Annotated in this window: 22 protein-coding genes; 14 read left to right on the top strand and 8 right to left on the bottom strand. The window is 60.4% G+C overall.

Features of this window, described 5'->3' with window-relative positions; translation table 11 throughout:
* The first annotated feature begins 8 nt into the window (after nt 1-8).
* Nucleotides 9-1556: a helicase HerA-like domain-containing protein gene (locus AC5SSZ_RS06975; RefSeq protein ID WP_495437698.1), complete on the top strand. Its 1548-nt coding sequence runs from the start codon at nt 9-11 to the stop codon at nt 1554-1556.
* A 70-nt stretch (nt 1557-1626) separates the two neighbouring features.
* On the opposite strand, the gene AC5SSZ_RS06970 is transcribed toward AC5SSZ_RS06975, so the two are convergent.
* The 6 genes from AC5SSZ_RS06970 to AC5SSZ_RS06945 form a co-directional block, all read right to left on the bottom strand.
* Complete coding sequence (locus AC5SSZ_RS06970; RefSeq protein ID WP_065270267.1) at nt 1627-2952, bottom strand: branched-chain amino acid ABC transporter permease; 1326 nt, start codon at nt 2950-2952, stop codon at nt 1627-1629.
* On the bottom strand, nt 2949-3959 hold the full coding sequence (locus AC5SSZ_RS06965; protein WP_274839178.1) for a branched-chain amino acid ABC transporter permease: 1011 nt from the start codon (nt 3957-3959) through the stop codon (nt 2949-2951). The genes AC5SSZ_RS06970 and AC5SSZ_RS06965 overlap by 4 nt, the downstream gene beginning before the upstream one ends.
* A gap of 3 nt (nt 3960-3962) precedes the next feature.
* Complete coding sequence (locus tag AC5SSZ_RS06960) at nt 3963-4796, bottom strand: ABC transporter ATP-binding protein (RefSeq protein ID WP_495437697.1); 834 nt, start codon at nt 4794-4796, stop codon at nt 3963-3965.
* Complete coding sequence (locus AC5SSZ_RS06955; RefSeq protein ID WP_065270269.1) at nt 4793-5581, bottom strand: ABC transporter ATP-binding protein; 789 nt, start codon at nt 5579-5581, stop codon at nt 4793-4795. Before AC5SSZ_RS06955 ends, AC5SSZ_RS06960 begins: the two co-directional genes overlap by 4 nt.
* A gap of 100 nt (nt 5582-5681) precedes the next feature.
* The gene (locus AC5SSZ_RS06950) at nt 5682-6875 is read right to left on the bottom strand and encodes an ABC transporter substrate-binding protein (protein ID WP_065270270.1); all 1194 of its coding nucleotides are present in this window, start codon (nt 6873-6875) and stop codon (nt 5682-5684) included.
* A 290-nt stretch (nt 6876-7165) separates the two neighbouring features.
* Entirely contained in the window at nt 7166-8173 is a 1008-nt protein-coding gene (locus AC5SSZ_RS06945) for a GlxA family transcriptional regulator (RefSeq protein WP_065270271.1), read from the bottom strand.
* 184 nt (nt 8174-8357) lie between these two features.
* Here AC5SSZ_RS06945 and AC5SSZ_RS06940 point away from each other — a divergent pair, with 184 nt between their 5' ends.
* Nucleotides 8358-9740, top strand: a complete 1383-nt coding sequence (locus tag AC5SSZ_RS06940) for a class II 3-deoxy-7-phosphoheptulonate synthase (RefSeq protein WP_274839177.1) — start codon at nt 8358-8360, stop codon at nt 9738-9740.
* Nucleotides 9741-9962: 222 nt separating this feature from the next.
* Here the strand turns inward: AC5SSZ_RS06940 and AC5SSZ_RS06935 are convergent, their stop codons facing one another.
* The gene (locus tag AC5SSZ_RS06935) at nt 9963-10790 is read right to left on the bottom strand and encodes a PAS domain-containing protein (RefSeq protein WP_495437696.1); all 828 of its coding nucleotides are present in this window, start codon (nt 10788-10790) and stop codon (nt 9963-9965) included.
* Between the two features lie 266 nt (nt 10791-11056).
* On the opposite strand from AC5SSZ_RS06935, the gene AC5SSZ_RS06930 reads away from it, so the two are divergent.
* From AC5SSZ_RS06930 to phoB, 11 genes are all read left to right on the top strand, one after another.
* A complete protein-coding gene (locus AC5SSZ_RS06930) occupies nt 11057-11953 on the top strand; it encodes a YicC/YloC family endoribonuclease (RefSeq protein WP_065270274.1) in 897 nt (298 codons plus the stop codon).
* A gap of 31 nt (nt 11954-11984) precedes the next feature.
* The gene (gene gmk, locus AC5SSZ_RS06925; protein ID WP_065270275.1) at nt 11985-12626 is read left to right on the top strand and encodes a guanylate kinase; all 642 of its coding nucleotides are present in this window, start codon (nt 11985-11987) and stop codon (nt 12624-12626) included.
* Nucleotides 12623-13147 carry a gamma carbonic anhydrase family protein gene (locus AC5SSZ_RS06920; protein ID WP_495437695.1) on the top strand — a complete coding sequence of 175 codons (525 nt, stop codon included), beginning with the start codon at nt 12623-12625 and terminating at the stop codon, nt 13145-13147. The genes gmk and AC5SSZ_RS06920 overlap by 4 nt, the downstream gene beginning before the upstream one ends.
* Nucleotides 13148-14332 (top strand): trans-sulfuration enzyme family protein, encoded by a 1185-nt coding sequence (locus AC5SSZ_RS06915; protein ID WP_065270277.1) that lies wholly within the window; start codon nt 13148-13150, stop codon nt 14330-14332.
* Nucleotides 14333-14394: 62 nt separating this feature from the next.
* Nucleotides 14395-15435, top strand: coding sequence for an ATP-binding protein (locus AC5SSZ_RS06910; RefSeq protein ID WP_274832244.1), 1041 nt, complete (start codon nt 14395-14397; stop codon nt 15433-15435).
* 246 nt (nt 15436-15681) lie between these two features.
* Nucleotides 15682-16737 (top strand): substrate-binding domain-containing protein, encoded by a 1056-nt coding sequence (locus AC5SSZ_RS06905; protein WP_495437694.1) that lies wholly within the window; start codon nt 15682-15684, stop codon nt 16735-16737.
* Between the two features lie 103 nt (nt 16738-16840).
* On the top strand, nt 16841-18319 hold the full coding sequence (gene pstC, locus AC5SSZ_RS06900) for a phosphate ABC transporter permease subunit PstC (RefSeq protein ID WP_495437693.1): 1479 nt from the start codon (nt 16841-16843) through the stop codon (nt 18317-18319).
* Nucleotides 18319-19683, top strand: coding sequence for a phosphate ABC transporter permease PstA (pstA, locus tag AC5SSZ_RS06895; protein WP_369002377.1), 1365 nt, complete (start codon nt 18319-18321; stop codon nt 19681-19683). Before pstC ends, pstA begins: the two co-directional genes overlap by 1 nt.
* A gap of 11 nt (nt 19684-19694) precedes the next feature.
* Nucleotides 19695-20489 carry a phosphate ABC transporter ATP-binding protein PstB gene (gene pstB, locus AC5SSZ_RS06890; RefSeq protein ID WP_065270281.1) on the top strand — a complete coding sequence of 265 codons (795 nt, stop codon included), beginning with the start codon at nt 19695-19697 and terminating at the stop codon, nt 20487-20489.
* A gap of 23 nt (nt 20490-20512) precedes the next feature.
* Nucleotides 20513-21223 carry a phosphate signaling complex protein PhoU gene (phoU, locus tag AC5SSZ_RS06885; protein ID WP_065270282.1) on the top strand — a complete coding sequence of 237 codons (711 nt, stop codon included), beginning with the start codon at nt 20513-20515 and terminating at the stop codon, nt 21221-21223.
* A 3-nt stretch (nt 21224-21226) separates the two neighbouring features.
* Nucleotides 21227-21916 carry a phosphate regulon transcriptional regulator PhoB gene (phoB, locus tag AC5SSZ_RS06880; RefSeq protein ID WP_065270283.1) on the top strand — a complete coding sequence of 230 codons (690 nt, stop codon included), beginning with the start codon at nt 21227-21229 and terminating at the stop codon, nt 21914-21916.
* A gap of 130 nt (nt 21917-22046) precedes the next feature.
* Here phoB and AC5SSZ_RS06875 read toward each other — a convergent pair whose 3' ends face one another.
* Nucleotides 22047-22958: a LysR family transcriptional regulator gene (locus AC5SSZ_RS06875; protein WP_274828116.1), complete on the bottom strand. Its 912-nt coding sequence runs from the start codon at nt 22956-22958 to the stop codon at nt 22047-22049.
* Nucleotides 22959-23063: 105 nt separating this feature from the next.
* On the opposite strand from AC5SSZ_RS06875, the gene AC5SSZ_RS06870 reads away from it, so the two are divergent.
* Nucleotides 23064-24284, top strand: a complete 1221-nt coding sequence (locus AC5SSZ_RS06870) for an acyl-CoA dehydrogenase (protein WP_495437692.1) — start codon at nt 23064-23066, stop codon at nt 24282-24284.
* The last annotated feature ends 574 nt before the right edge of the window (nt 24285-24858 follow it).

The raw sequence follows: 24858 nt of genomic DNA, 5'->3' as shown, positions 1-24858 counted from the left end.
AAACAGGCATGAGCGACAAGATCTTCCTGGGCGGCGGCGGCGAGGGTTATGGCATCCCGCAGGAGATGGCCCTGAAATACGCCAACCGACACGGGCTGATCGCGGGCGCCACTGGCACTGGCAAGACCGTGACGCTGCAGATCCTGGCCGAGAGTTTTTCCAACGCAGGCGTTCCCGTCATCCTTGCCGATGTCAAAGGCGACCTTTCGGGCCTCGCCAAAAGCGGAACGGTGAGCCACAAGCTGCACGAGGCCTTTACCAGCCGGGCGCAGACCATCGGATTTGACACCTATCACTATCACGCCTGCCCGGTGACCTTCTGGGACCTTTACGGCCACCAGGGTCACCCGGTCCGCACCACCGTGGCCGAAATGGGGCCGTTGCTGTTGTCGCGTCTGCTGGAGCTCAGCGAAGCACAGGAAGGCATACTGAACATCGCCTTCCGCCTGGCGGATGAGGAAGGTCTTCCGCTGCTGGATCTGAAGGACCTTCAGGCACTGCTGGTCTGGACCGGGGAGAACCGGGCCGATTTGTCTTTACGCTATGGCAACGTCTCGACCGCCTCGATCGGGGCCATTCAGCGGAGGTTGCTGGTGCTGGAAAATCAGGGCGGTGGGCAGTTCTTTGGCGAACCGGCGCTGGAACTGTCGGATCTGATGCGCTGTGATGCAGAGGGGCGCGGTATGATCAACATTCTGGCCGCGGACAAGCTGATGGCGGCACCGGGGCTCTACGCCACCTTCCTGTTGTGGCTGCTGAGCGAACTCTTCGAAGAGCTGCCGGAGGTTGGCGATCCCGACAAACCCCGGCTGGTGTTCTTCTTTGATGAGGCGCACCTGTTGTTCGACGATGCCCCCAAGGCCCTGATCGACAAGGTAGAGCAGGTGGCGCGCCTTATCCGGTCCAAGGGCGTTGGGATCTATTTCATCACCCAGAACCCCGCCGATGTGCCCGAGGATATCCTTGGGCAGCTCGGCAACCGGATCCAGCACGCCCTGCGCGCCTTTACCGCGCGAGATCGCAAGAACCTTAAACTGGCGGCTGAAACCTACCGCGAGAACCCGCGCTTTTCGACCGAGGACGCAATTCGCGAGGTTGGCGTCGGGGAGGCGGTAACATCCATGCTGCAAAAGAAGGGCGTGCCCGGCGTGGTGGAACGCACCCTGATCCGGCCGCCCTCGTCCCAACTGGGACCAATCACCGATGAGGAGCGCAAGGCGGCTCTGCAAGCGTCGGGAATGGCGGGGAAATATGACCAGACGCTGGATAGGCATTCGGCCTATGAAATCCTGGCTCAGCGGGCAGCTCAGGCGGCCACCGAAGCCGAGGTGGCCGAGGAGCAGGCCGAAGCGGCGCCAGAGCCGATGGCGCGCGAGTTCAACGCCGCGCGGCGCTATTCGGGCAGCCGCGTCAGCCGATCAACTTCGCGCAGCTATGGCAGGCCCAAGGAAACCTTTGGTTCGGCCCTGTCCGAAGCAGTGATCAAAGAGTTGAAAGGCACCACCGGCCGCCGAATCGTGCGCGGGATCCTGGGCGGGCTGTTCAAAGGACGCTGACCTGGCTAGCTCCTTTACCAATAGAAAACGCCGCCCCGGATCTTCGGGGCGGCGCTTTTTGTTTTCAGGCTTATTTCTCAGGTATCAATCCGCGTGGACTGAACCTCAGCACCAGGAGCAGAATCAGCCCCATGGTGAAGAGCCGCATGTGCGATGCGCTTTCCATCAGGTGGTCCTTCAGCCAGCTACCATCCGCCATACCGGCGGTGACCAGCTTGATCAGCTCGATACCCATCGGCTCAACCTTGATCCAGAAGAACCAGATCAGCATACCGCCCAGCACGGCGCCAAAGTTGTTGCCGGAGCCGCCAACGATCACCATCACCCAGATCAGGAAGGTAAAGCGCAGCGGGTTATAGGTGCCTGGCGTAAGCTGACTGTCGAGCGTGGTCATCATCGCGCCCGCAATGCCGCAGATCGCCGAGCCCAGCACGAAGATCTGCAAGTGACGGCGGGTGACGTCCTTACCCATGGCTTCGGCTGCGACCTCGTTGTCTCGGATCGCGCGCATCATTCGGCCCCAGGGGCTCTTGAGCGCCATCTGCGCCATCCACAATAGCACCAGCAGCACCACGGCAAAGAGTACGGAATACCCCAGCTTCACGAAGATCGTGGACCCTTCGACGGCATCCATTCCCCAGCTTGCCGCCCGTTCTACAAAGGCGGGATCGTTCTGCAGATCCACTTCATAAGGCACCGGACGGGGCAGGCCGACGACGTTCTTGACGCCGCGGGACAGCCAGTCTTCGTTCTTCAGGACCGCGATGATGATTTCCGCAATGCCAAGCGTGGCAATCGCCAGATAGTCAGAACGCAGACCCAGCGCCGTCTTACCAATCAGCCAGGCCGCCCCGGCGGCCAGCAGGCCACCGGCAGGCCAGGCCAGCAGCACCGGCAGGCCAAGACCACCGATATTGCCCTCCAGCGCGGGGTTGATCGCCTCGACCGCCTCGACCGAGGGGTCAAACAGCGCGCGGTAGACGAAGAAACCGACGATCAACACTGCCAGCAGGGTCAGGGTACGGGCGATGCCCGGCGCCATGAACCGGTAGACGGCAACCGCGCCGACGACTGTCAGCGCGCCCATCACCAGCGCCATCAGGATACCCATACCACCAGCGGTGAAGGCCCCCGGTGTGGGCGCGGTAGAGACCAGCACTACGGCCAGACCGCCAAGCGCGGTAAAGCCCATGATGCCGACGTTGAACAGACCGGCAAAACCCCATTGCAGGTTCACCCCCAGCGCCATGATGGCCGAGATCAGCCCCATGTTGAGGATCACAAGGGCCGAGTTCCACGAGCCGGAGAAGACGTTGAGGAAGGTGGTAGAGCCTTCCAGCAGGATCAGAACGCCGACAAAGACGAACAGCAGCGTGTGTTTCACTGTATCGCTCATACCGATTTTCCTTTGAAGATGCCCGTGGGTTTGAACAACAGGACGATGATCAGGATCGCGAAGGAAACCGCGAATTTGTAATCCGTGCTGAGAAGCTGCATCAGCCCGTCAGGCGCCATGCTTTCCGGCAGCACGTAGGTTGCGACCTTCTTCCATGCATAGGTGATCGTCACCTCGGAGAAGGCGATGATGAAGCCACCCGCGATGGCACCGATCGGGCTGCCAAGACCACCCACGATGGCAGAGGCAAAGATCGGCAGCAGCAGCTGGAAATAGGTGAAGGGTTTGAACGACTTATCAAGGCCATAAAGAACCCCGGCAATGGTCGCCAGCGTTGCAACGATCAGCCAAGTGTACATCACCACCCGCTCGGGGTTGATGCCCGACAGCAGCGCCAGATCCTCATTATCGGAATAGGCGCGCATGCTCTTGCCGGTACGCGTCTTGTTGAGGAACCAGAACAGCAGCGCCACGACGATCACGGCGGTGATCACGGTGATGCCTTGGCTGGTCTTGATGGCGAGCCCCTCGTCCAGACCGGTCATCTTCTTGAAGGCGCGCGCCTTGATAATGAAACGTTCCCCATCCGAGAACCGCTGATCACCGGGGCCAATGATGAAGCGGACGATGCCATTCATCATGAACATGACACCAAGCGAGACCATGACGAAGACCACCGGTTTCGCCTTCTGCTCGCGGTAGAAGCGATAGACGGTACGGTCGGTGACCAGCATCAACCCCATGGTCAGCACGATACCAAAGGGCAGCGCGAGCAGGGCGGTGGGCAGCGGGCCAAAGCTGATGCCCATCGACTGGAACCACCAGGTGAACAGGATCGTGACCATGGTGCCGAATGCCATGGTGTCGCCATGTGCAAAGTTCGAGAACCGCAGGACAGAGTAAACCAGCGTCACCCCCAGCGCGCCAATGGCGAGCTGGCTGCCATAGGCGATGGCGGGCACGCCAACGAAGTTCGTGAATGCCACAAGGGCGTTGAGAAGTTCCATGCCTCAGCCCCCCAGGAAGGATTTGCGCACTTCGGGATCGGCCAGCAGTTCCTGACCGGTGCCCGTATAGGCGTTGCGGCCCTGGACCAGGACATAACCTTTGTCCGCGATCTCAAGGGCTTGTTTGGCGTTCTGTTCCACCATCAGGATCGGCAGCCCGGTGCGGGCAACCTCGATGATGCGGTCGAACAGCTCGTCCATGACGATGGGCGAAACACCGGCTGTGGGCTCGTCCAGCATTAGAACCTTTGGCTGGGTCATCAGCGCGCGGCCCACGGCCACCTGCTGACGCTGACCGCCCGACAATTCGCCCGCAGGCTGGTTGCGCTTTTCCTTCAGGATCGGGAAGAGGTGATAGACCTGCTCCATCGTGTCCGAGAAATCATCGGTGCGGATGAAGGCGCCCATCTCCAGGTTTTCCTCAACCGTCATCGAAGTGAAGATATTGCTGGTCTGGGGCACAAAGCCCATCCCCTTGACCACGCGGTCCTGCGGCGAGAGCTGGGTGATATCCTCACCATCCAGACGCACCGCGCCAGAACGCACGTTCAGCATGCCGAACACGGCCTTCATCGCGGTGGATTTGCCGGCGCCATTGGGGCCGACGATCACGGCGATCTCGCCCGGGTTCACGGCGATGGTGCAGTCATGCAGGATGTCCGGTCCCTTGCCGTATCCGCCGGTCATGCAATCGCCGATCAGGAAGGGGCTGTCGCCCTCAACCTTGGTGGTGGGGCCGCTCTTGCGGTGGGCAGGCTGCATCGTGCCCACGCCATGGGTGTTGGTGATCGTGGAATCCTTGTTGCCACGATCGTCCTGATACGGGTTGCCGCTCATGCGTCTGCCCCTATTTTGTCTTTGTTTTTCAGACCGGTGCCCAGGTAAGCTTCGATCACCTGTTCGTTGGCCTTGATCTCGTCCAACGTACCTTCGGCAAGCTTCTTGCCCTCGGCCATGCAGATCACCGGATCGCACAGGCGGCCGATGAACTCCATGTCGTGTTCGATCACAACGAAGGTATAGCCACGTTCCTCATTCAGGCGCTTGATCGCATCGGCGATGGTGTAAAGCAGGGTCCGGTTCACGCCGGCGCCGACCTCATCGAGGAAGACGATCTTGGCGTCCACCATCATGGTGCGGCCCAGTTCCAGCAGCTTCTTCTGCCCGCCGGAGACCTCGCCCGCCTTCAGATCGGCGATATGGCTGATCGTCAGGAACTCCAGCACCTCGTCCGCCTTTGCACGCAGGGCGCGTTCCTCATTGGCGATGCGCTTGCGTCCGAACCAGGTGTTCCACAAGCTCTCACCCGACTGGCTGCCCGGGACCATCATCAGGTTCTCGCGGCAGGTCATCGAGGAAAATTCATGCGCGATCTGGAAGGTGCGCAGCAATCCCTTGTGGAACAACTCATGCGGGGGCAGGCCGGTGATATCCTCACCATCCATGGTGACCCGCCCGGAGGTGGGTTCAAGAACACCCGCAATCACGTTGAAAAGAGTGGTTTTTCCCGCGCCATTTGGCCCGATCAAACCGGTTATGGAGCCCTTTGCGATTTCAAGCGAAGCGCCATCAACCGCGTGGAACCCGCCGAAGTGCTTGTGCAAGTCCTCGACGACGATCATGTCATTTCATCCCCTAACTGCTTGTTTTTTGCAGTCTTTAAATTTGGAACAGCCCGGACGATGCCGGGCTGATCTCTCGTTTGCGTTATCCTGTTCAGGATTAACGGAATTTCACGGTGGTGTTTGCACCGTCCTTGACTTCGATCTCACGGTAGGAGCCTGCGCTCTCACCGGGGCCGATCAGCTCAACGCCGGTCGCACCCTGGAAGTCGACGTCGCCGCCAGCGGCCAGGATTTCCAGCGCCTTGCCCAGTTCACCGGGGTTGATCGGCTCACCGGGAGCGTTAGCAACTTCCATGATCTTGGGACCGTATTCCGCCGGATCGGTGGAGCCTGCAGCTTGCATAGCCAGCAGGAACAGCGCCGCTGCGTCATAGGATTCCGGTGCATAGGCCGATGTGCCGTCAAAGCCTTCCGCCTTGGCCATCTCGGCAAAGACTTCCGCGCCTTTGGAGTCGGAACCGGCGATCTGGCCAAAGGAGCCATCAAGGTCGGAACCCACGTTCTTGGGCAGGCTGTCACCGATCATGCCACCGGGCAGACCGAAGGTGTCATAGGCGCCGCTGTCCAGCGCCGATTGGATGATGCCCAGGCCGCCTTGGTCCAGATACCCGGCAACCACCAGGATGTCGCCGCCGGCAGAAGCCAGCGAGGCAACCTCGGCGGAATAGTCGCCTTTGCCGTCTTCGTGGGCTGCCACGATGGTGACTTCACCGCCGACCTTTTCAAACGAGGTCTTGATCGCGTCCGCCAGACCCTTGCCGTAGTCGTTGTTGGTGTAGGTCAGGGCGATCGAGCTGATGTCACGCTCCTGCAGGATCTCGGCCATCACTTCGCCTTCACGGGCGTCGGAGGGCGAGGTGCGGAAGAACAGGTCATTGTCTTCCATGGTGGTCAGCCCGGGCGAGGTCGCCGAAGGGGAGATCATCACCATGCCGTTCGGAATCGCAACGTTCTGCAGGATCGCGCCGGTCACGCCCGAGCAGTCACCGCCGATGATGCCGTTGACGCCTTCAGCGACCAGTTTTTCACCGTTGGCAACAGCCAGACCGTTGTCGATGCAGCCGGTATCTGCGCGTACAGAGGTCACCGAAGCGCCGTCCAGCAGTTTGCCGGATGCGGTGGCTTCTGCCATTGCCATTTCGGCGCCGGCACCCATGGCTGCGGTCAGCGATTCAATCGGGCCGGTAAAGCCAAGCAGAACGCCCAGTTTCACTTCCTTGGCGTGGCCACCAGCAAATGCGGTGCCCGCGGTCAGTGCAACGGCCGTTGTGGCCAGCAGTAGTTTTTTCATTTGAAAACTCCCTTGTTGGAACAAATCTGTTCACATTGGACCCTAGGCAAGGCGTTTGAAAAAAGAAAGTCCATTTGGACCTCGCTTCGCACTCGGCTTGCTTTGGGGCCGATTCCTCCATCATCAGGCATGGTTTTTATCTATAAACCCGACTGGGACGTGCCTTTACAGCGTTCCTCCGCAAAGGAAAAGAACACAATCACGCGACTGCGTTGCCAAAATTGGCCGCCAAATGCTCTCCGTGAGAGTAATCCGGGATCGGCCGATCAGGGCCGCGTGCGACGACGCATTCAGCGCGGGGCGGCCTGTGTCGATTTACTGCCGCGTTCACGATAAGGTGTGGTGTCATAATGCGCTCGGTAGCATTTCGAAAAATGCGAAGGTGAGGCAAAGCCACAGGCCAGCGCCACGTTGATGACACTCATGTCGGTCTGCATCAGCAGATTGCGCGCCTTCTGCAGACGGAGCTCCATATAATACCGCTTGGGGCTGCGGTTCAGATAGCGGCGAAACAGGCGCTCCAGCTGGCGCGTCGACATGCCGACATCCTGCGCCAGGATCGATGGGCTGATCGGCTCTTCGATATTGCTTTCCATCATCTGGATGACCATCGACAGTTTCGGATGGCGCACGCCGATCCGGGTCGGGATCGAAAGGCGCTGGGTGTCCTGATCGGTCCGGATCGACGAATAGATCAGCTGATCGGCCACCGCATTGGCCAGTTCTTCACCGTGGTCATTGGCAATGAGTTTCAGCATCAAATCAATCGAAGAGGTCCCGCCAGCCGTAGACAGCCTGTTCCCATCGATGACGAACACCGACTTTGTCAGCTCAACCTCTTCAAACTCCTCGGAAAAACTATCCGCATTTTCCCAGTGAATGGTTGCGCGTTTTCCGTCCAGAAGCCCGGCCTTGGCCAGTGCGTAGGATGCTGTACACAGCCCTCCCACCTTCAATCCCTTGCGGGCTTCGCGCCGCAGCCAGGACAGCAGCTTCTTGCTTGTGGCGCCCTGAACATCGATCCCAGCGCACAAAAGGATGGTGTCATCGCGCTGCAGTTCGCTGAGGTCACCATCAAGCTGAAACGTGGTTCCGGCTGAGCAGGTAACCGTCTCTCCGCCTTCTGCGAGCAGCGACCATGAATAAAGCTCGCGCCCACTCATCCGATTGGCAATGCGCAAACATTCAACGGCTGAGGCAAAGGAAAGCATGGAGAACCGTTCGAGCAATACAAAAACGAACCGTTTGGTCGGACCGACGGATTCGGAAAGTTCAACTCGTTTACGTTGGTTCTGCATGGTGCGGGCCCCTGACTGTTGTGGATAATGCGCAGAGAGTCGGGCTCGTTCTGGCTGTCTTTGACCGTGCTCACAGGAATGCCGCCGGGTCAAGATGTTCAAATTCTGAACTGGCCAGTGGCCACGGGGTTTTGTATACGTGGGGCCCGAAAATACCCAAAGACCTCTTGAGCGGAGAAAAGCTATGAGTGAGTGGCAAAAATCGACCTGGCGCCAGAAACCGCGGGTTCAGATGCCCGACTATACCGACGCGGCGGCCCTTGCGGCCGTCGAGGCGCAGCTTTCCAAGTATCCGCCGCTGGTTTTTGCGGGCGAAGCACGGCGTCTGAAACAGCACCTGGCAGCCGCCGGGCGCGGCGAGGCCTTCCTGCTTCAGGGTGGCGATTGCGCCGAAAGCTTTGAACAGTTCAGCGCCGATGCAATCCGTGACACCTTCAAGGTGATGCTGCAGATGGCGATGGTTCTGACCTATGGCGCCAAGGTCCCGGTGGTGAAGGTGGGCCGGATGGCCGGGCAATTCGCCAAACCGCGCAGTGCCCCGACCGAAGTGGTGGATGGTGTTGAGCTGCCCAGCTACCGCGGTGATATCATCAACGATCTGGCCTTCAACGAGTCCTCGCGGGTGCCAGATCCGAACCGGATGCTGCAGGCCTATACTCAGGCGGCTGCAACGCTGAACCTGCTGCGCGCGTTTTCGACCGGCGGTTACGCGGATGTGAACCAGGTGCACGCCTGGACGCTCGGTTTCACCGAAAGCGAGAAGGCAGAGACATATCGCGAAATGGCGAACCGGATCACCGACACTCTGGACTTCATGAAAGCAGCCGGGGTCAATAACGACACCGCGCATACGCTGCAGACGGTTGAGTTCTACACCAGCCACGAAGGTCTGCTGCTGGAATATGAAGAGGCGCTGACCCGTCTTGATTCGACCTCCGGCAAATGGCTGGCCGGTTCCGGCCACATGATCTGGATCGGTGACCGCACCCGCCAGCCCGACGGCGCGCATGTGGAGTTCTGCCGCGGTGTTCTGAACCCGATCGGATTGAAGTGCGGCCCGACCACCACCGCCGAGGACCTCAAGGAGTTGATGGCCAAGCTGAATCCCGAGAACGAAGAGGGCCGTCTGACGCTGATCGCCCGCTTCGGCGCCGGGAAGGCAGCGGATCATCTGCCGCGCCTTATCAAGGCGGTGAAGGAAGAGGGCGCCAATGTCACATGGGTCTGTGACCCGATGCATGGCAATACCATCAAGTCCACCAGCGGTTACAAGACCCGGCCCTTTGACAGCGTTCTGCGCGAGGTGCGCGATTTCTTCGCAGTTCACACCAGCGAGGGCACCATCCCCGGCGGCGTGCATTTCGAGATGACCGGTCAGGATGTCACCGAATGCACCGGCGGCGTGCGGGCTGTCACCGATGAGAACCTCAGCGACCGCTATCATACGGCCTGCGATCCGCGCCTTAACGCCAGCCAATCTCTGGAACTGGCGTTCCTGGTGGCGGAAGAGCTGTCCACCCTGCGCGGTCAACGCGGTGGCGCCGCCGCGACAGCCGAGGCTGGCTGAAGCGAGGGGTGCTTGCCTTAGAGGCTGCGCCTAGGGGGCTGATAACAAAAGAAAAGCCGCTCCATTCGGGGCGGCTTTTTGCTTTGAGCTGCATGGCAGACTTGAAAACGGTGAAGCCTGGCAGAAAAGGGAACGCCCCGGGAGTTCTTCCGCGGGGCGTATTTTCCGGTGCTATGACCTTGGACCGGAATCTCGGCCGGAGTGCTCCGGCTATGTCTGTGCTTAGTCGCGGCTGACCACGAGACGCAGATGTGATCCACGTTTGGGCGCCTTTTTGCTGGCACAGCCGTCTGCGGTTTCACCCGGTTTTTCTGCATCCGGCGTGGCCTTGAGGGTGCCGCGGTCGGCAAGGGCGCGCGCCTCGTCCAGAATGGACTTTTCGGTCGTGAACCGCTCCTGTGTTTCTGCAAAGCCGGGGTTCGGCGTATTGATATCTTGCTTCTCTTCGCGCGGCTTGGCCTTGAATTCGCCATCGGTGCTGCCCTGCGAGATGGTCCGCATCTCGATCGAGGACACCGTGAACCGCTGCGATGTTCCTGTCGGGTTGCCTTCCGAGACGAAGACGCCCAGAGCCCGGCTGACATCGCCCAGATCGCTGCGCAGCGGCAGCAGCAACATCCGTGCCTCACGTCGTCCCCGCAGACGCGAGGGTTCGGTTTGCAGCTCCAGCTCAACGATAGCGGGGGCTTCGAACATATGCTCCAATGCGGCGCTCAGCTGTTTGCGGGCATCGGGGGTGAAGAACGCCGTGATCGGCATTCCACGCACTTCCATTCCTGCCATCTCGTTGACCTTCTGGCCCGCAAGGCGGAACCGGGCGATCCCGGGCGCCACGCGTTCGAGAATGAAGGTCTGGGACAAGATGTTTTCCAGACCACGCGGATCGATTTGCGAGCGGCTGGGAATGTCATCACCCCGACGCAGGGCTGTCCAGTAGGCTTCTGCCTGGCGCATCGCCGACACGGGGGTGTGGCTGCGGAAGTTGTCCATCGGAACCACCTTGTCGTGACCCTTGTTCTGTCCAGAGCTTTTGCGACCGCCGAAAAACATGTCCGTGTCCTTTTGCTTGCCGGGAGAATCCCGACTGTCTGCGGCGGCAGGTTAAGCTTTCTTAAGACTGCTTAACAATATCCGCCCAAATCCTTACTGCTTCATTAATATGGCACAATATGATTCAAATTATGACTATTTCTTCAAGCAATGGTTAACGGGATCCGGATAGGCCTTCTATACCAAAGAATAAGGCCCGCATCCGTTGTGCTTATCGGCGCCTTTGTGGCAATGTCGCGCGCAGAAAACGACGAAGGGCTGAGTGTATGACTGTGAACAGCATGACAGGATTCGCATCCGCGCAAGGGGGCCTTGATGCGCATAGCTGGGGCTGGGAAATCCGGTCGGTCAATGCCAAGGGGCTGGACCTGCGCCTGCGCATTCCGGATTGGCTAGAGGGTCTGGAACCCTTTGTCAGATCAACACTTTCCAAATCTCTATCGCGCGGGAATATCTCGCTGACCCTGCGATTGACGCGCCGGGAAGAGGGGGGCGGGCCACTGCAACTGAACCCGGCAGCACTCACGTCGGTGTTGGAGGCACTGGCGCAGACCGAAGCAGCCGCGCAGGCGGCGGGAGTGGATCTGAAACCATCGTCGGCATCGGACATTCTAGCCCTGCGCGGGGTGATGGAACACGCGGTGACAGAGGACGACCCGGCGCCGCTGGTGGCCGCGCTGAAGGACGAATTCTTAACCCTTTTGGCGGGCCTCACCGAAATGCGGCGGACCGAAGGCGCCCAATTGCTTAATGTATTGAAGCGTCAACTGGACCAAGTGGAAGCCCTCAGCGCTTCGGCGGCGGCTCTGGCAGAAGAGCGCAAGCCCAGAATCGCGGAAACTCTTAAGACCAATCTTGAACGGGTTCTGGCGAATTCCGATGGCATGGACCCCGACCGTCTGGCGCAGGAACTAGCGCTGATCGCGGTCAAGGCAGACGTGACCGAGGAAATCGACCGTCTTGCCGCCCATGTGCGTGCGGCGCGTGAGCTGTTAGAGGCCGGTGGCCCGATAGGGCGCAAGCTGGATTTCCTGATGCAGGAGTTCAACCGCGAGGCCAATACCCTGTGCTCCAAGGCGCAAAGCAGCGATCTGACCGCTGTCGGGCTTGAGCTGAAGGCGATAATAGATCAGATGCGCGAGCAAGTGCAGAACATCGAATGACCCAGACCATAGAATTTGAGGAGAGCAGCTGATGGCTGATCGGCGAGGCCTATTGATCATCCTGTCGTCGCCATCCGGCGCAGGCAAATCCACTTTGGCGAAACGGCTGCGGAGCTGGGACGACAGCATCCGGTTCTCGGTCTCTGCCACCACCCGTGCCCCGCGCGAGGGTGAGGTGGACGGTCAGGATTACCACTTCAGCACGGTGGATGAATTCAAAGCCGCCGTCACCGAAGGCGAGATGCTGGAACACGCGCATGTCTTCGGCAACTTCTACGGCTCCCCCAAGGGGCCGGTGCGGGCGGCGATCAACGCGGGTCAGGATGTGCTGTTTGACATCGACTGGCAGGGTGCGCAGCAGATCCGCAATTCGGACCTTGGCCAGCACACGCTGTCGATCTTCCTCTTGCCGCCCTCGATCCACGAGCTGCGCCGCCGACTGGAAAGCCGCGGTCAGGATGATGCTGACACCATCAAGCGGCGGATGGAGAAAAGCTGGGACGAAATCAGCCACTGGGGCAGCTATGACCATGTGCTGATCAACGACGATCTGGACACCACCGAGCAAGCCCTGCGCACCATCATTACCGCGACCCGTCTGCGCCGGATTCAGCAACCGCATCTGGTGGATCACGTGCGCGGTCTGCAAGCAGAGTTTGAGGAAATGTCATGACCCTTTACGCCCTTGGAACAGACAAGCCCGAGATCCACGAAGATACCTGGGTTGCCCCCAATGCCAACCTGGTCGGCAAGGTGGTGATGGAGGCCGGATCTTCGGTCTGGTTCGGCTGCACCATCCGCGCCGACCACGAAGAGATCCGCATCGGCGAAGGATCAAATGTGCAGGAGAACGTCGTCATGCATATTGACGCTGGGTTCCCATTGAGCATCGGCAAGAATTGCACCATCGGTCACAAGGTAATGCTGCATGGCTGCACCATCGGCGAAAACTCCCTGATCGGGATGGGCGCGACCGTGTTGAACGGCGCCATGATCGGCAAGAACTGCCTGATCGGGGCAGGTGCGCTGATCACCGAGAACAAGGAAATCCCCGATGGCTCCCTGGTCATGGGCGCTCCGGGCAAGGTTGTGCGTCAGGTAGATGAGGCAACAATCGAAAAGCTGAAGTGGAGCGCGCTCCATTACCAGGACAACATGCGCCGCTTTCGTGAAGAACTGCAAAAGGTCGACTAAATGAGAAATTCCAAAGGCTCGCTGATGCGGCCCGATCCGCTTCCCCATAGTGCAAGCCACCCGGTCGTGACGCCGCTCAGCCCCTCGGTGGTTTACGCCAGCGAAACCCCTGATGCGCTGGATGACCAGTATGAAGGCCGCGTGCACGGCTATACCTACTCCCGCGAGGGACATCCGAACGCGGATGTGGTGGCCAAACGTCTGGATGCGATGGAAGGCATGTCGGGCGGGGTTGTCACCGGTTCGGGCATGGCAGCGGTTTCTGCGGTTCTGCTGGGGCTGACAAAGACCGGCGATCACGTGATCGGCGGCAACCAGCTTTATGGCCGCTCGCTGCGCCTGATGAAGGAAGACCTGCCGCGTCTGGGGATCGAAACCAGCCTTGCCGATCCGGCGGATATTGCGGCCGTGCGTGCTGCGATCCGTCCGGAGACCAAGATGATCCTGGTCGAAACCGTGTCGAACCCGACGCTGGCGGTGGCGGATATCGACGGGCTGTCCGCCCTGTGCAAGGAAACCGGCATTCTGCTGGTGGTGGACAATACCTTTACCACGCCGCGCGGGTTTCAGCCGTTCGACCACGGCGCCGATATCGTCATCCACTCGATCACCAAACTGCTGGCCGGCCACTCCGATGTGATGCTGGGCTATGTGGTGGCACGCGATCCGGCGCTGAATGAACGGCTCAGCGTGTTTTCCGTCACCACCGGCATGACACCCAGCCCGTTTGATTGCTGGCTGGCCGAGCGCGGCATGCTGTCCTTTGAGCTGCGGTTCGAGCGCAGCCAGGCCACGGCTGCGGCGCTGGCCGATCATCTGGCCGGGATGCCGGGCGTCAAGCGCGTGATCTACCCGACGCGCAAGGATCACCCGGATCATGACCGCGCCATGGATCTGCTCAAGGGGCAGGGCTGCAATATGGTCAGCTTTGAACTCGAAGGCGGCCGGGCCGCGGCCAACGCATTTACCCGCGCGGCGGACGGGCTGAACTTTGCCCCGACGCTGGGTGATGTGGGCACCACACTGTCGCATCCGGCCTCCTCGTCGCACCGGGCCCTGACGCCAGAAGAACGCGCGGGCCTCGGCCTCAGCGAAGGGTTCTTCCGGGTGTCGGTTGGTCTGGAGGACCCGGCGGCGCTACTGGCGGTGTTCTCCGAGGCGGTCGCGGCGGCCGCAGCGTCATAATAAAACCGTTACATTGGAAAGGTACACGGGTCGAACCGCCATCCAAAAGGGGCCAAAGTGCCATGACGCAAGAGCTGATCGAAGGGTTTCTCGAAGCCATCCCGCTGCCTGCGGTGCTAGTAGATCAGACCGAACGCTTCATCGGTGCCAATGCGGCCGGTACCACCCTTTTGGGGCAGCAACTGAAGGGGCGGCACTTCGCCACCATCCTGCGCCAGCCCGGCGTCACCGCTGCAATCGAAGCCTGTCTGCAGGACAAATCTGCGCGCACCGCCCGACATCTGTCCAATGACGGCGCGCAGGACACCACATTCGAGGTGAGCCTGCGCTACGTCCCCGGCATCGGCGCCGTCAATGGCGGCGCCGTACTGTTGTGTTTCACCGACGTGACCGAGCGCGAACAGGCTGGCCAGATGCGCCGCGATTTCGTCGCCAACGTCAGCCATGAATTACGCACGCCGTTGACCGCGCTGATGGGGTTTATCGAAACCCTGCGCGGCGCCGCCCGCGACGATCCGGCGGCCCGTGATCGCTTCCTCGCGATCATGGAAGGGGAAGCCAGCCGGATGAACCGTCTGGTCGGCGATCTTCTGTCCCTTAACCGCGTCGAGAGCGCGGAGCGGGTGCGGCCAAAAGAAAAACTGGACCTTACGGCGCATCTGACATCCACCCTGAAATCCATGCAGCCGCTGGCGGAGGCCGGCAATGTCGCCCTGTCGCTTGAGGCGCCCGACGAGCCGGTGCATGTCACCGGCGATTCCGATCAGCTGCAACAGGTCTTCACCAACCTGATCGAAAACGCCATCAAATACGGTGGCGATGAGGTGCGCGTGGTGCTGACGCCGATGGAGCGTGATCCGGCCCTGCGCGCCCCGGCGGCCCGCATCCAGGTGATCGATAATGGTCCGGGTATCGATCCGGTGCATCTGCCACGCCTGACCGAGCGTTTCTACCGCGCCGACAGCCATCGCTCGCGGGAGCTGGGCGGTACCGGTCTGGGTCTGGCAATCGTCAAACACATCATCAACCGGCACCGGGGCCGACTGAGGGTCGAAAGCGATCTTGGGGCAGGGGCATCCTTCACCGTGATCCTGCCGCAGTAACCTTCCTGCGCCACTATCCGCTTCCGAAAAACGAAAGATAAGAACGCCCCCTTGCGGATTGCACAGGGGCGTGTGGGCGCCGTGAACCATTAGGATAAGGTTTTTGTCACAATTTCCGTCACAATCCGGCGATTGTCATATGCCTGTTACATACCTGTCACAAAAGCCACATGACCGCCCTTTAGCAGGAGGCCAAGATCATCGTGGGGGTGATCGTGAACCTTCTAACACCTCATGGAGACTGAAATGTCCTTTGTGAAACTTTCCGCATCCGCCCTGGCAATCGCTGCCGTTTCGGCCACCGCTGCCGCCGCACGTGATCAGGTGCAGGTTGCCGGCTCTTCGACCGTGCTGCCCTATGCTTCGATCGTTGCCGAAGCCTTTGGCGAAAACTTCGACTTCCCGACACCGGTTGTTGAATCCGGCGGTTCTTCGGCCGGTCTCAAGCGTTTCTGCGAAGGTGTTGGCGAAAACACCATCGACGTTGCAAACGCATCGCGCAAAATCAAAGACAAAGAAATCAAGGCCTGTGCCGAATCTGGTGTCACCGACATCATCGAAGTGCGTATCGGTTATGACGGGATCGTCTTTGCCTCCGACATCAACGGCAACGGGTTCGAATTCACCCCGACCGACTGGTACCTGGCTCTGTCCGACGAAATCATGGTCGACGGCAAAATGGTCGCCAACCCGAACAAAACCTGGGCCGACGTGAACCCGGACTTCCCGGCGCAGCCGATCCAGGCCTTCATCCCCGGCACCAAGCACGGCACCCGCGAAGTCTTTGAAGACAAGGTGATCCTGGCAGGCTGCGAAGCCACCGGCGCATTCGAGCACATCCTGGCCGGCGCCGAAGGCGACAGCGACAAAGCCAAGAAGAAAGCAGCCGAGAAAGCCTGTATCTCCCTGCGCACCGATGGCGTTTCCGTGGACATCGACGGTGACTACACCGAGACCCTGGCCCGCATCGAAAGCAACAAAGACGGTATCGGCGTCTTTGGTCTGGCCTTCTACGAGAACAACACCGACAAGCTGCAGGTCGCAACCATGTCCGGTATCGTTCCCTCCACCGAAAGCATCGCAACCGGCGAATACCCGGTCTCGCGCCCGCTGTTCTTCTACGTGAAGAAAGCCCACATCGGCGTGATCCCCGGCCTGAAAGAATACGCTGAATTCTTCATCGCCGACGAAGTTGCAGGCCCCGACGGCCCGCTGGCCGAATACGGCCTGGTTGCAGACCCGGAACTGGCGAAAACCCAGGAAGCGGTTGCAAACGAAGACGTAATGGGCGGAAACTCCTAATCTTTCCCCTGCTGATCTGATTTGGCCGGGGGACGTTCCCCCGGCCATTTCTCTGTCCAAACGGACACCCTGAATTTTAATCCGCCACCAAACGGAGCCTTTGATGCCGACGTTCTGGCTTGTTGTTCTACTCTGTGTCATCGCGGCCGCCGGATATGTTCTGGGCCGTCGCCGCGCGCTTGCTTCGGCCGGTGGTGACCCGCGCGCGCTGCATTCCCTGCCGAGCTACTACGGCTCTCATGTGGGGCTGAGCGTGCTGATCCCGTCTTTGGCGGCTCTGGTGATCTGGCTGCTGGCGCAGCCGGTGCTGATCGAAAACCGCGTGTCCTCCATGATCCCTGCGGATCTGGTTCCGGAAAATGCCTCGCTCAGCCTTGTGATGAGCGACGTACGCCGGGTTGCCGAAGGGCTGGATCTGGCGGTTGAGCAGGGCGCGCTTAGCGCCCGCGAAGTGCGCGAATTTGACAGCGAAACCTCTGACCTGCGGGCCATCCTGGGCGAGGTTGGCGTCGCGCTTGGCGCGGATGTGCGCCCTGAGGTTCTGGACGCCGCGCGCGCCTACCGGGGCTTGTCGCACACAGGCCGCACGGCGATGACCGTTGCGGTCCTCCTGCTGGCGCTTGGTGGCTTTGGACTGGCCTATCGCAAGTCTGACAAGGATTTCCGCGCCCGCAACGTGGTGGAACGGGTTGTCATGGCGCTGCTGATCCTGGCGGCCTCTCTGGCGATCCTGACCACCGTTGGCATCGTCCTGTCGATGCTGTTTGAAACCAAGAATTTCTTTGGGCTGCATTCCTGGACCGACTTCTTCTTTGGCACCACCTGGGCACCGAACTTCCGCGGTGACAGCGAACTGTCGATCCTGCCGCTGCTCTGGGGCACGCTCTATATTTCCTTCATCGCGCTGCTGGTGGCAGTGCCAGTAGGCCTGTTCGCAGCGATCTACCTGTCGGAATACGCCGGCCCGGCGGTGCGCGCCTTTGCCAAGCCGCTCCTGGAGATCCTCGCAGGTATCCCGACCATCGTTTATGGTCTCTTTGCCCTCTTGACCGTCGGCCCCTTGCTGGTGAGCTTCTTTGGTCAGGGCGAAAACGGCGTTCTTGGCGTTGAATGGATGAGCGGCGCCACCTCGGTTCTGACGGCGGGGCTGGTCATGGGCATCATGCTGATCCCCTTTGTCTCGTCGCTGTCCGATGACATCATCAACGCGGTGCCGCAGTCGATGCGCGATGGCTCGCTTGGGCTTGGCGCCACCAAATCCGAAACCGTGCGTCAGGTGGTTCTGCCGGCCGCGCTGCCGGGCATCGTCGGCGCCGTTCTGCTGGCGGCTTCGCGCGCCATCGGCGAAACCATGATCGTGGTCATGGGGGCAGGGGCGATTGCCAAATTCTCGCTCAACCCGCTGGAATCGATGACCACCATCACCACTCGCATCGTCAGCCAGCTGACCGGCGACACCGATTTTGCAAGCCCGGAAACGCTGGTCGCCTTCGCTCTGGGCCTGACCCTCTTTGTTCTGACGCTGGGGCTCAACGTTCTGGCCCTCTATATCGTGCGCAAATACCGGGAGCAGTACGACTAATGACCGATATCAGTCACACCTCCGGCGGCTCTGGCGGGCCACAGACGACCAAGGGCGGATCGCTCCTGTCGCAAAGCCCCCGCACCCGCAAACGCAACGCCGCTGAGACCCGGTTCAAGGCCTATGGCATTGCGGCCATCCTAGTGGGCCTGATGATGCTGGCCGTCCTGGTCACAACCATCGTGGGCCGCGGCGCGGGCGCCTTTCAGCAGACCTTTGTCACGCTGAACGTGGAACTGCTGGAAAGCAAGCTCGACAAGAAAGGCAACCGCGACATTGAGGACATCAAGAAGGTCACCACCTTCGGCTATGCCCCACTGGTCAAGGGCGCGATGCAGGACATGATTGACGCGCGCGGCATCGAAACCGGGCTCAAGTCCAAGGACATGGCCGGCCTTCTGTCCAAGAACGCCGTCGCCCAGCTGCGGGCCTTTGTCATCGAAAACCCCGATCAGATCGGACAGACGGTCGAGTTCCGCTTTCTCGCGCAAAGCCGCGTTGATGGTTACCTGAAAGGGCGCGTCAACCGCGACAGCATCGAGAATGACAAGAACATCTCGGCCGCGCAGCTGGATCTGGTCGATGCGCTGGTTGCTGAAGGCGTGATCGAGAAGACCTTCAACATCGATTTCATCATCGGCGCGGATGCCTCGGATCAACGCCCAGAGGCCGCCGGCATCGGCGTGTCGATGATGGGTTCCCTGTTCATGATGCTGGTGGTGCTGGCGCTGGCCCTGCCCATTGGGGTTGCAGCCTCGATCTATCTTGAGGAATTTGCGCCCAAGAACTGGCTCACCGATGTGATCGAGGTGAATATCTCGAACCTCGCCGCTGTACCGTCCATCGTCTTTGGTATCCTCGGCCTCGCGGTGTTCATCAACTACATGCACCTGCCGATGTCGGCGCCGCTGGTGGGTGGCTTGGTACTGACGCTGATGACCCTGCCCACGATCATCATCTCGACCCGCGCGGCGTTGAAGGCGGTGCCCCCGTCGATCCGCGATGCGGCACTGGGTGTCGGTGCCTCGAAAATGCAAGCGGTGTTCCACCATGTGCTGCCGCTGGCCGCGCCCGGCATCCTGACCGGCACCATCATCGGCCTGGCGCAGGCACTGGGCGAAACCGCGCCGCTCTTGCTGATCGGCATGGTGGGCTTCATCGCCTCCAACGCGCCGGAAACCCTGGCCGATGGTCTGCTGGCGCCGAACTCGGCCATGCCCGCGCAGATCTATGAATGGGCCAAACGCGCCGACCCGGCCTTTTACGAGAGGGCCTGGGGCGGCATCATTATCCTTTTGGTTTTCCTCGTAACCATGAATACGGTGGCCGTGATCCTGCGCCGCCGCTTTGAACGCCGCTGGTAGGGGGCACCGATATGAACGACATGAGTAGACTGGATAAGACTGTGACCAACACGATCAAAATCTCGGCCAGCGACGTCAACGTCTATTACGGCGACACCCACGCGATCAAAGACGTCAATGTCGAGATCGAAGACAATACCGTGACCGCCTTTATCGGTCCTTCGGGCTGTGGCAAGTCGACCTTCCTGCGTTGCCTGAACCGGATGAATGACACCATCGACATCTGCCGCGTCACCGGCAAGATCCTGCTGGACGGCGAAGACATCTATGACAAGCGGGTCGATCCGGTGCAGCTGCGCGCCAAGGTTGGCATGGTGTTCCAGAAACCGAACCCCTTCCCGAAATCGATCTATGACAACGTGGCCTATGGCCCGCGCATTCACGGGCTGGCCCGGAGCAAGGCCGAACTGGATGAGATCGTCGAAAAATCCCTGCGCCGCGGCGCCATATGGGATGAGGTAAAGGACCGCCTGCATGCGCCCGGCACCGGCCTGTCCGGTGGTCAGCAGCAGCGTCTGTGCATCGCCCGCGCCGTGGCGACCGAACCCGAAGTCCTGCTGATGGACGAGCCGTGTTCGGCGCTGGACCCGATCGCGACCGCCCAGGTCGAAGAGCTGATCGACGAGCTGCGCGCGAGCTATTCGGTGGTGATCGTCACCCACTCGATGCAGCAAGCGGCCCGCGTCAGCCAGAAAACCGCCTTCTTTCACCTCGGCAACCTGGTTGAGTTCGGCAACACCGGTCAGATCTTCACCAACCCCGAAGATCCGCGGACCGAAAGCTACATTACCGGCCGTATCGGCTGATCCCTCATTGCAAGGACTGAGACATGGAAGAGCAACATATCGCATCCGCATTTGACCGGGATCTGGAGGCGATCCAGGCCCGGATCATGAAAATGGGCGGGCTGGTCGAAGCCGCCATCATGGAATCTGCGCGCGCGCTGGAAACCCGCGACGAGGAACTGGCCCAGAAGGTGCGCGCCGACGACAAGGCCATTGATGGGCTCGAAGAGCTGATCAACGAGGAAGCTGCTCGGGTGATCGCCATCCGCGCCCCGGCTGCGGTGGATCTCCGCGTGGTGCTGTCGGTGATGAAGATCGCCGGCAATCTGGAACGCATCGGTGATTACGCCAAGAATATCGCCAAACGCACCGGGGTCCTGATCCAGGGCCATGATGCGCTGGACAGCGCCGCCGCGCTGCGCCGGATGGCGCGTGAGGTTGAGCTGATGCTGAAGGATGCACTGGACGCCTATATCCAGCGCGATGTCGAACTGGCGGGCGATGTGATCACCCGCGACCGTGACGTCGACCAGATGTACAACGCGCTGTTCCGCGAATTCCTGACCCATATGATGGAAGATCCGCGCAACATCACGCCCTGCATGCATCTGCATTTCATCGCCAAGAACATCGAACGCATGGGCGATCACGTAACCTCGATCTGCGAAGAGCTGATCTACCTGGTTACCGGCAGCCGTCCCGAGGACGACCGGCCCAAGGCCGATACCACCTCAACCACTCCGCAGGAGGTCTAAGACATGGCTGCCGATCAGCCCACTGTTCTGGTCGTCGAGGACGAATTGGCACAGCGTGAAGTGCTGGCCTACAACCTTGAGGCAGACGGGTTCCGCGTGATCCGCGCCGAAAACGGCGAAGAGGCGCTCCTTCTGGTCGAGGAGGACACGCCGGACATAATCGTTTTGGACTGGATGATGCCGAACCTCAGCGGGATCGAAGTCTGCCGCCGCCTGAAGACGCGGCCCGAGACCCGCGGCATTCCGATCATCATGCTCTCGGCCCGTTCCGAAGAGGTGGACAAGGTGCGCGGTCTGGAAACCGGCGCTGACGACTACGTGGTAAAACCCTATTCGGTGATCGAGCTGATGGCGCGGGTGCGGACCCAGTTGCGCCGGGTGCGTCCGTCCACCGTCGGCGTGCGGCTGGAGTTTGACGACATCATTCTGGATGCGGAGACCCACAAGGTCAGCCGGTCGGACCAGCCCCTGAAACTGGGGCCGACCGAGTTCCGCCTGCTGTCGACCTTCATGGAAAAGCCGGGCAGGGTCTGGAGCCGGGAACAGCTGCTGGACCGGGTCTGGGGCCGCGACATCTACGTCGACACCCGCACCGTGGATGTCCATATCGGGCGACTGCGCAAGGCGCTGACCCAGCATGGCGGCGACGATCCTGTGCGCACGGTGCGCGGCGCGGGCTACGCGCTCGGCTAATTTTTCCATATTTGCCTGCTCCGCTTGATCCCATGGATTGGGCCACAGCGGCGCACGCAGGGTGCACGACAGGTACAGGAGGGGGATGCGGAGGGCACCCCCTTTGCTTTGACTGGTGGTTGGGCGTGGTTCAGCGCGGCAGCGGATCTTCGGGCTGCGCCTTGGTGGCCAGCCAGTCGCGGAACTTGCGCAGCGCAGGCGCGTTGGATTTGCTGGTCGGCCAGACCAGATAATAGGCGCCGCGCGTTTCTGTCGGGGCAGGGTGCAGCGCCACCAACCGTCCGGTCGCCAGGTCTTGCTCCACCAGATAATCCGGCATCAAGGCGACCCCCAACCCGTGCATTGCGGCCTGAGTAATGGTTGCAAATTGATCATACATGGTACCACTAACGGTCTCTGGAGCCTCCACGCCTTGTGCGGCAAACCAATCCGACCAGGCCTCGGGGCGGGTCTGAATATGCAAAAGTGGAAGGTTCAGAATGTCCTTGGGGCCGCGCAAGGCCGTGCCGACCACCAGATCCGGCGCGCAGACCGGCAAAAGCTGTTCATGTTTCAACAACAGGGCGTCGGTGCCCGGCCATTCTGCGCGGCCAAAATGGATCGCCGCATCAAAGGGTTCGCTGGCAAAGCTGAAAGGCTCCAGCCGCGTCGTCATATTGATGGTGACATCCGGATGCAGCCGGGCAAATTCCGGAAGGCGCGGCATCAGCCAGCGCATGCCAAAGGCCGGAAGGATCGCGAGATTCAGCGTTCCAGCCAAGGGCGCGGTCTGAAGGCGCAGCGTCGACTGGGCGATCTGGTTCAGCGCGGCACGGATTTCTCCGGCGTATTCCTGCGCTTCGGCCGACAGGGTCAGTTTTTTCTTGTCCCGGTGTACCAGATCCAGCCCCAGTTGCCGTTCGAGCGCCTGCAGTTGGCGGCTCACCGCGCCTTGGGTCAGCGACAATTCGGCCGCCGCCGCCGATGCACTGCCCAAACGATCCAGTGCCTCGAGCGCGCGCAGGGCAGAAATGGACGGGAGAAAACGACGTGGTGCACTCATGTATGCTGTTTACTCATATATGCTTGCAAAAGTCTCGCTGTTTTTTTCCTTAACCCACCGTTAGGGTCGCCGCAGGTTTCAACATCAACGACAAAGGGGCAAGACATGACCGATGCACCTAAACTGCGGGCCAAGGATGCGCCCGATCTGAGCGGCTTCAACTGGGAAGATCCGCTGCGTCTGGACGATCAGCTAAACGAAGATGAGCGCATGATCGCCGCCTCGGCCCGTGCCTATGCGCAGGAAAAGCTGCAGCCGCGTGTTACCGAAGCATATGAAAACGAACACACCGATCCCGCCATCTTCCGCGAGATGGGCGAGATGGGTCTGCTGGGCACCACCATCCCCGAGGAATACGGCGGGTTGGGCGCAGGCTATGTGTCTTACGGCCTGGTTGCGCGCGAAGTTGAGCGCGTCGACAGCGGTTATCGCTCGATGATGTCGGTGCAAAGCTCGCTGGTGATGTACCCGATCTACGCCTATGGCAGCGAAGAGCAGCGCAAGAAGTACCTGCCGAAACTGGCATCTGGTGAATGGATCGGCTGCTTTGGTCTGACCGAGCCCGACGCAGGTTCCGACCCCGCGGGCATGAAAACCCGGGCCGAGAAGACCGCAACCGGCTACAAGCTGACCGGCTCCAAGATGTGGATTTCGAACGCGCCGATCGCCGATGTCTTTGTCGTATGGGCTAAATCCGAAGAGCATGGTGGGAAGATCCGTGGTTTCGTGCTGGAAAAAGGCATGAAGGGCCTCTCCGCGCCGAAAATCCAGAACAAGGCGTCGCTGCGTGCCTCCATCACCGGTGAAATCGTCATGGATGGCGTCGAAGTCAGTGAAGACGCGCTGCTGCCGCACGTACAAGGCCTCAAAGGTCCGTTCGGCTGTCTGAACCGCGCACGTTACGGCATCAGCTGGGGTGCGATGGGCGCCGCCGAAGCCTGCTGGCACGCCGCACGTCAGTATGGTCTGGACCGCACCCAGTTCGGACGTCCGCTGGCCAACACCCAGTTGTTCCAGCTGAAATTGGCCAATATGCAGACCGAAATCACCCTTGGCCTGCAGGCCTCGCTGCGGGTTGGTCGCCTGATGGACGCCGCCAATGCCGCGCCCGAGATGATCTCGATCGTCAAGCGGAACAACTGTGGCAAGGCGCTGGATATCGCTCGTATGGCCCGCGACATGCACGGCGGCAATGGCATCAGCCTGGAATTCCAGGTTATCCGCCACATGGTGAACCTGGAAACGGTCAACACCTATGAGGGCACGCACGATGTTCACGCACTGATTCTGGGTCGCGCTCAGACCGGTCTGCAGGCGTTCTTTTAACGAATAGCGCCAAAATCCGGGGCCAGATCGTTAATTTCCGCGGTCTGGCCCCGATTGACTGACATCAGTCTCGAAACCGCAAGTGCCCACCGGCCTTGCGGTTTTGCATTTCAGGCCTGCAATAATGCAGATAGCCCTCGTCCTCACATCACCGCAAAGACAAAGGCACAGGATTTTCGCTCGTTTCCCTTCGAAATGGATCCAAAACGGTAAAGGCGGAGGTTAACGCTGAAGCAGAAGCAAGGGATGCTTCAAATTGCTTGTGCTTGTTTTTTGGCAACCTCCTGCACGGTCAGCCGCCGTCCATCCACCATTTACCCAAGTTAACCGCCACGGGATGCCATCAGCATCTGAGCATGGCGTTGAGGCCAAGTTCTCAAGCAAAGGCGTAAACACGCAAATGGCCCCGAAGTCCGAAGGTTCGACGTGAATCCATAGAAAATCGCAAAGGGTAGGGAGGGGCGCATCCCCCTTCTTGTGCGGCTAAGCAACGGACCTGCGTTTCTGCAAGTCGCAACATGCAGAATTGCCCCGGCATTTTTTGCAATAACACCGGCAGGAATTGAAGGGCTGC

The sequence above is a fragment of the Phaeobacter sp. CC-HEC084 genome (assembly GCF_059429255.1).
Note: the sequence above shows the minus strand (reverse complement) of the source record. Positions and strands in the feature narration are given on the sequence as shown.

Excerpts from the sequence above, each read along its gene's own strand:
- AC5SSZ_RS06975 (WP_495437698.1), top strand. The coding sequence starts at position 9 with ATGAGCGACAAGATCTTCCTGGGCGGCGGCGGCGAGGGTTATGGCATC.
- AC5SSZ_RS06970 (WP_065270267.1), bottom strand. The coding sequence starts at position 2,952 with ATGAGCGATACAGTGAAACACACGCTGCTGTTCGTCTTTGTCGGCGTT.
- AC5SSZ_RS06965 (WP_274839178.1), bottom strand. The coding sequence starts at position 3,959 with ATGGAACTTCTCAACGCCCTTGTGGCATTCACGAACTTCGTTGGCGTG.
- AC5SSZ_RS06960 (WP_495437697.1), bottom strand. The coding sequence starts at position 4,796 with ATGAGCGGCAACCCGTATCAGGACGATCGTGGCAACAAGGATTCCACG.
- AC5SSZ_RS06955 (WP_065270269.1), bottom strand. The coding sequence starts at position 5,581 with ATGATCGTCGTCGAGGACTTGCACAAGCACTTCGGCGGGTTCCACGCG.
- AC5SSZ_RS06950 (WP_065270270.1), bottom strand. The coding sequence starts at position 6,875 with ATGAAAAAACTACTGCTGGCCACAACGGCCGTTGCACTGACCGCGGGC.
- AC5SSZ_RS06945 (WP_065270271.1), bottom strand. The coding sequence starts at position 8,173 with ATGCAGAACCAACGTAAACGAGTTGAACTTTCCGAATCCGTCGGTCCG.
- AC5SSZ_RS06940 (WP_274839177.1), top strand. The coding sequence starts at position 8,358 with ATGAGTGAGTGGCAAAAATCGACCTGGCGCCAGAAACCGCGGGTTCAG.
- AC5SSZ_RS06935 (WP_495437696.1), bottom strand. The coding sequence starts at position 10,790 with ATGTTTTTCGGCGGTCGCAAAAGCTCTGGACAGAACAAGGGTCACGAC.
- AC5SSZ_RS06930 (WP_065270274.1), top strand. The coding sequence starts at position 11,057 with ATGACTGTGAACAGCATGACAGGATTCGCATCCGCGCAAGGGGGCCTT.
- gmk (WP_065270275.1), top strand. The coding sequence starts at position 11,985 with ATGGCTGATCGGCGAGGCCTATTGATCATCCTGTCGTCGCCATCCGGC.
- AC5SSZ_RS06920 (WP_495437695.1), top strand. The coding sequence starts at position 12,623 with ATGACCCTTTACGCCCTTGGAACAGACAAGCCCGAGATCCACGAAGAT.
- AC5SSZ_RS06915 (WP_065270277.1), top strand. The coding sequence starts at position 13,148 with ATGAGAAATTCCAAAGGCTCGCTGATGCGGCCCGATCCGCTTCCCCAT.
- AC5SSZ_RS06910 (WP_274832244.1), top strand. The coding sequence starts at position 14,395 with ATGACGCAAGAGCTGATCGAAGGGTTTCTCGAAGCCATCCCGCTGCCT.
- AC5SSZ_RS06905 (WP_495437694.1), top strand. The coding sequence starts at position 15,682 with ATGTCCTTTGTGAAACTTTCCGCATCCGCCCTGGCAATCGCTGCCGTT.
- pstC (WP_495437693.1), top strand. The coding sequence starts at position 16,841 with ATGCCGACGTTCTGGCTTGTTGTTCTACTCTGTGTCATCGCGGCCGCC.
- pstA (WP_369002377.1), top strand. The coding sequence starts at position 18,319 with ATGACCGATATCAGTCACACCTCCGGCGGCTCTGGCGGGCCACAGACG.
- pstB (WP_065270281.1), top strand. The coding sequence starts at position 19,695 with ATGAACGACATGAGTAGACTGGATAAGACTGTGACCAACACGATCAAA.
- phoU (WP_065270282.1), top strand. The coding sequence starts at position 20,513 with ATGGAAGAGCAACATATCGCATCCGCATTTGACCGGGATCTGGAGGCG.
- phoB (WP_065270283.1), top strand. The coding sequence starts at position 21,227 with ATGGCTGCCGATCAGCCCACTGTTCTGGTCGTCGAGGACGAATTGGCA.
- AC5SSZ_RS06875 (WP_274828116.1), bottom strand. The coding sequence starts at position 22,958 with ATGAGTGCACCACGTCGTTTTCTCCCGTCCATTTCTGCCCTGCGCGCG.
- AC5SSZ_RS06870 (WP_495437692.1), top strand. The coding sequence starts at position 23,064 with ATGACCGATGCACCTAAACTGCGGGCCAAGGATGCGCCCGATCTGAGC.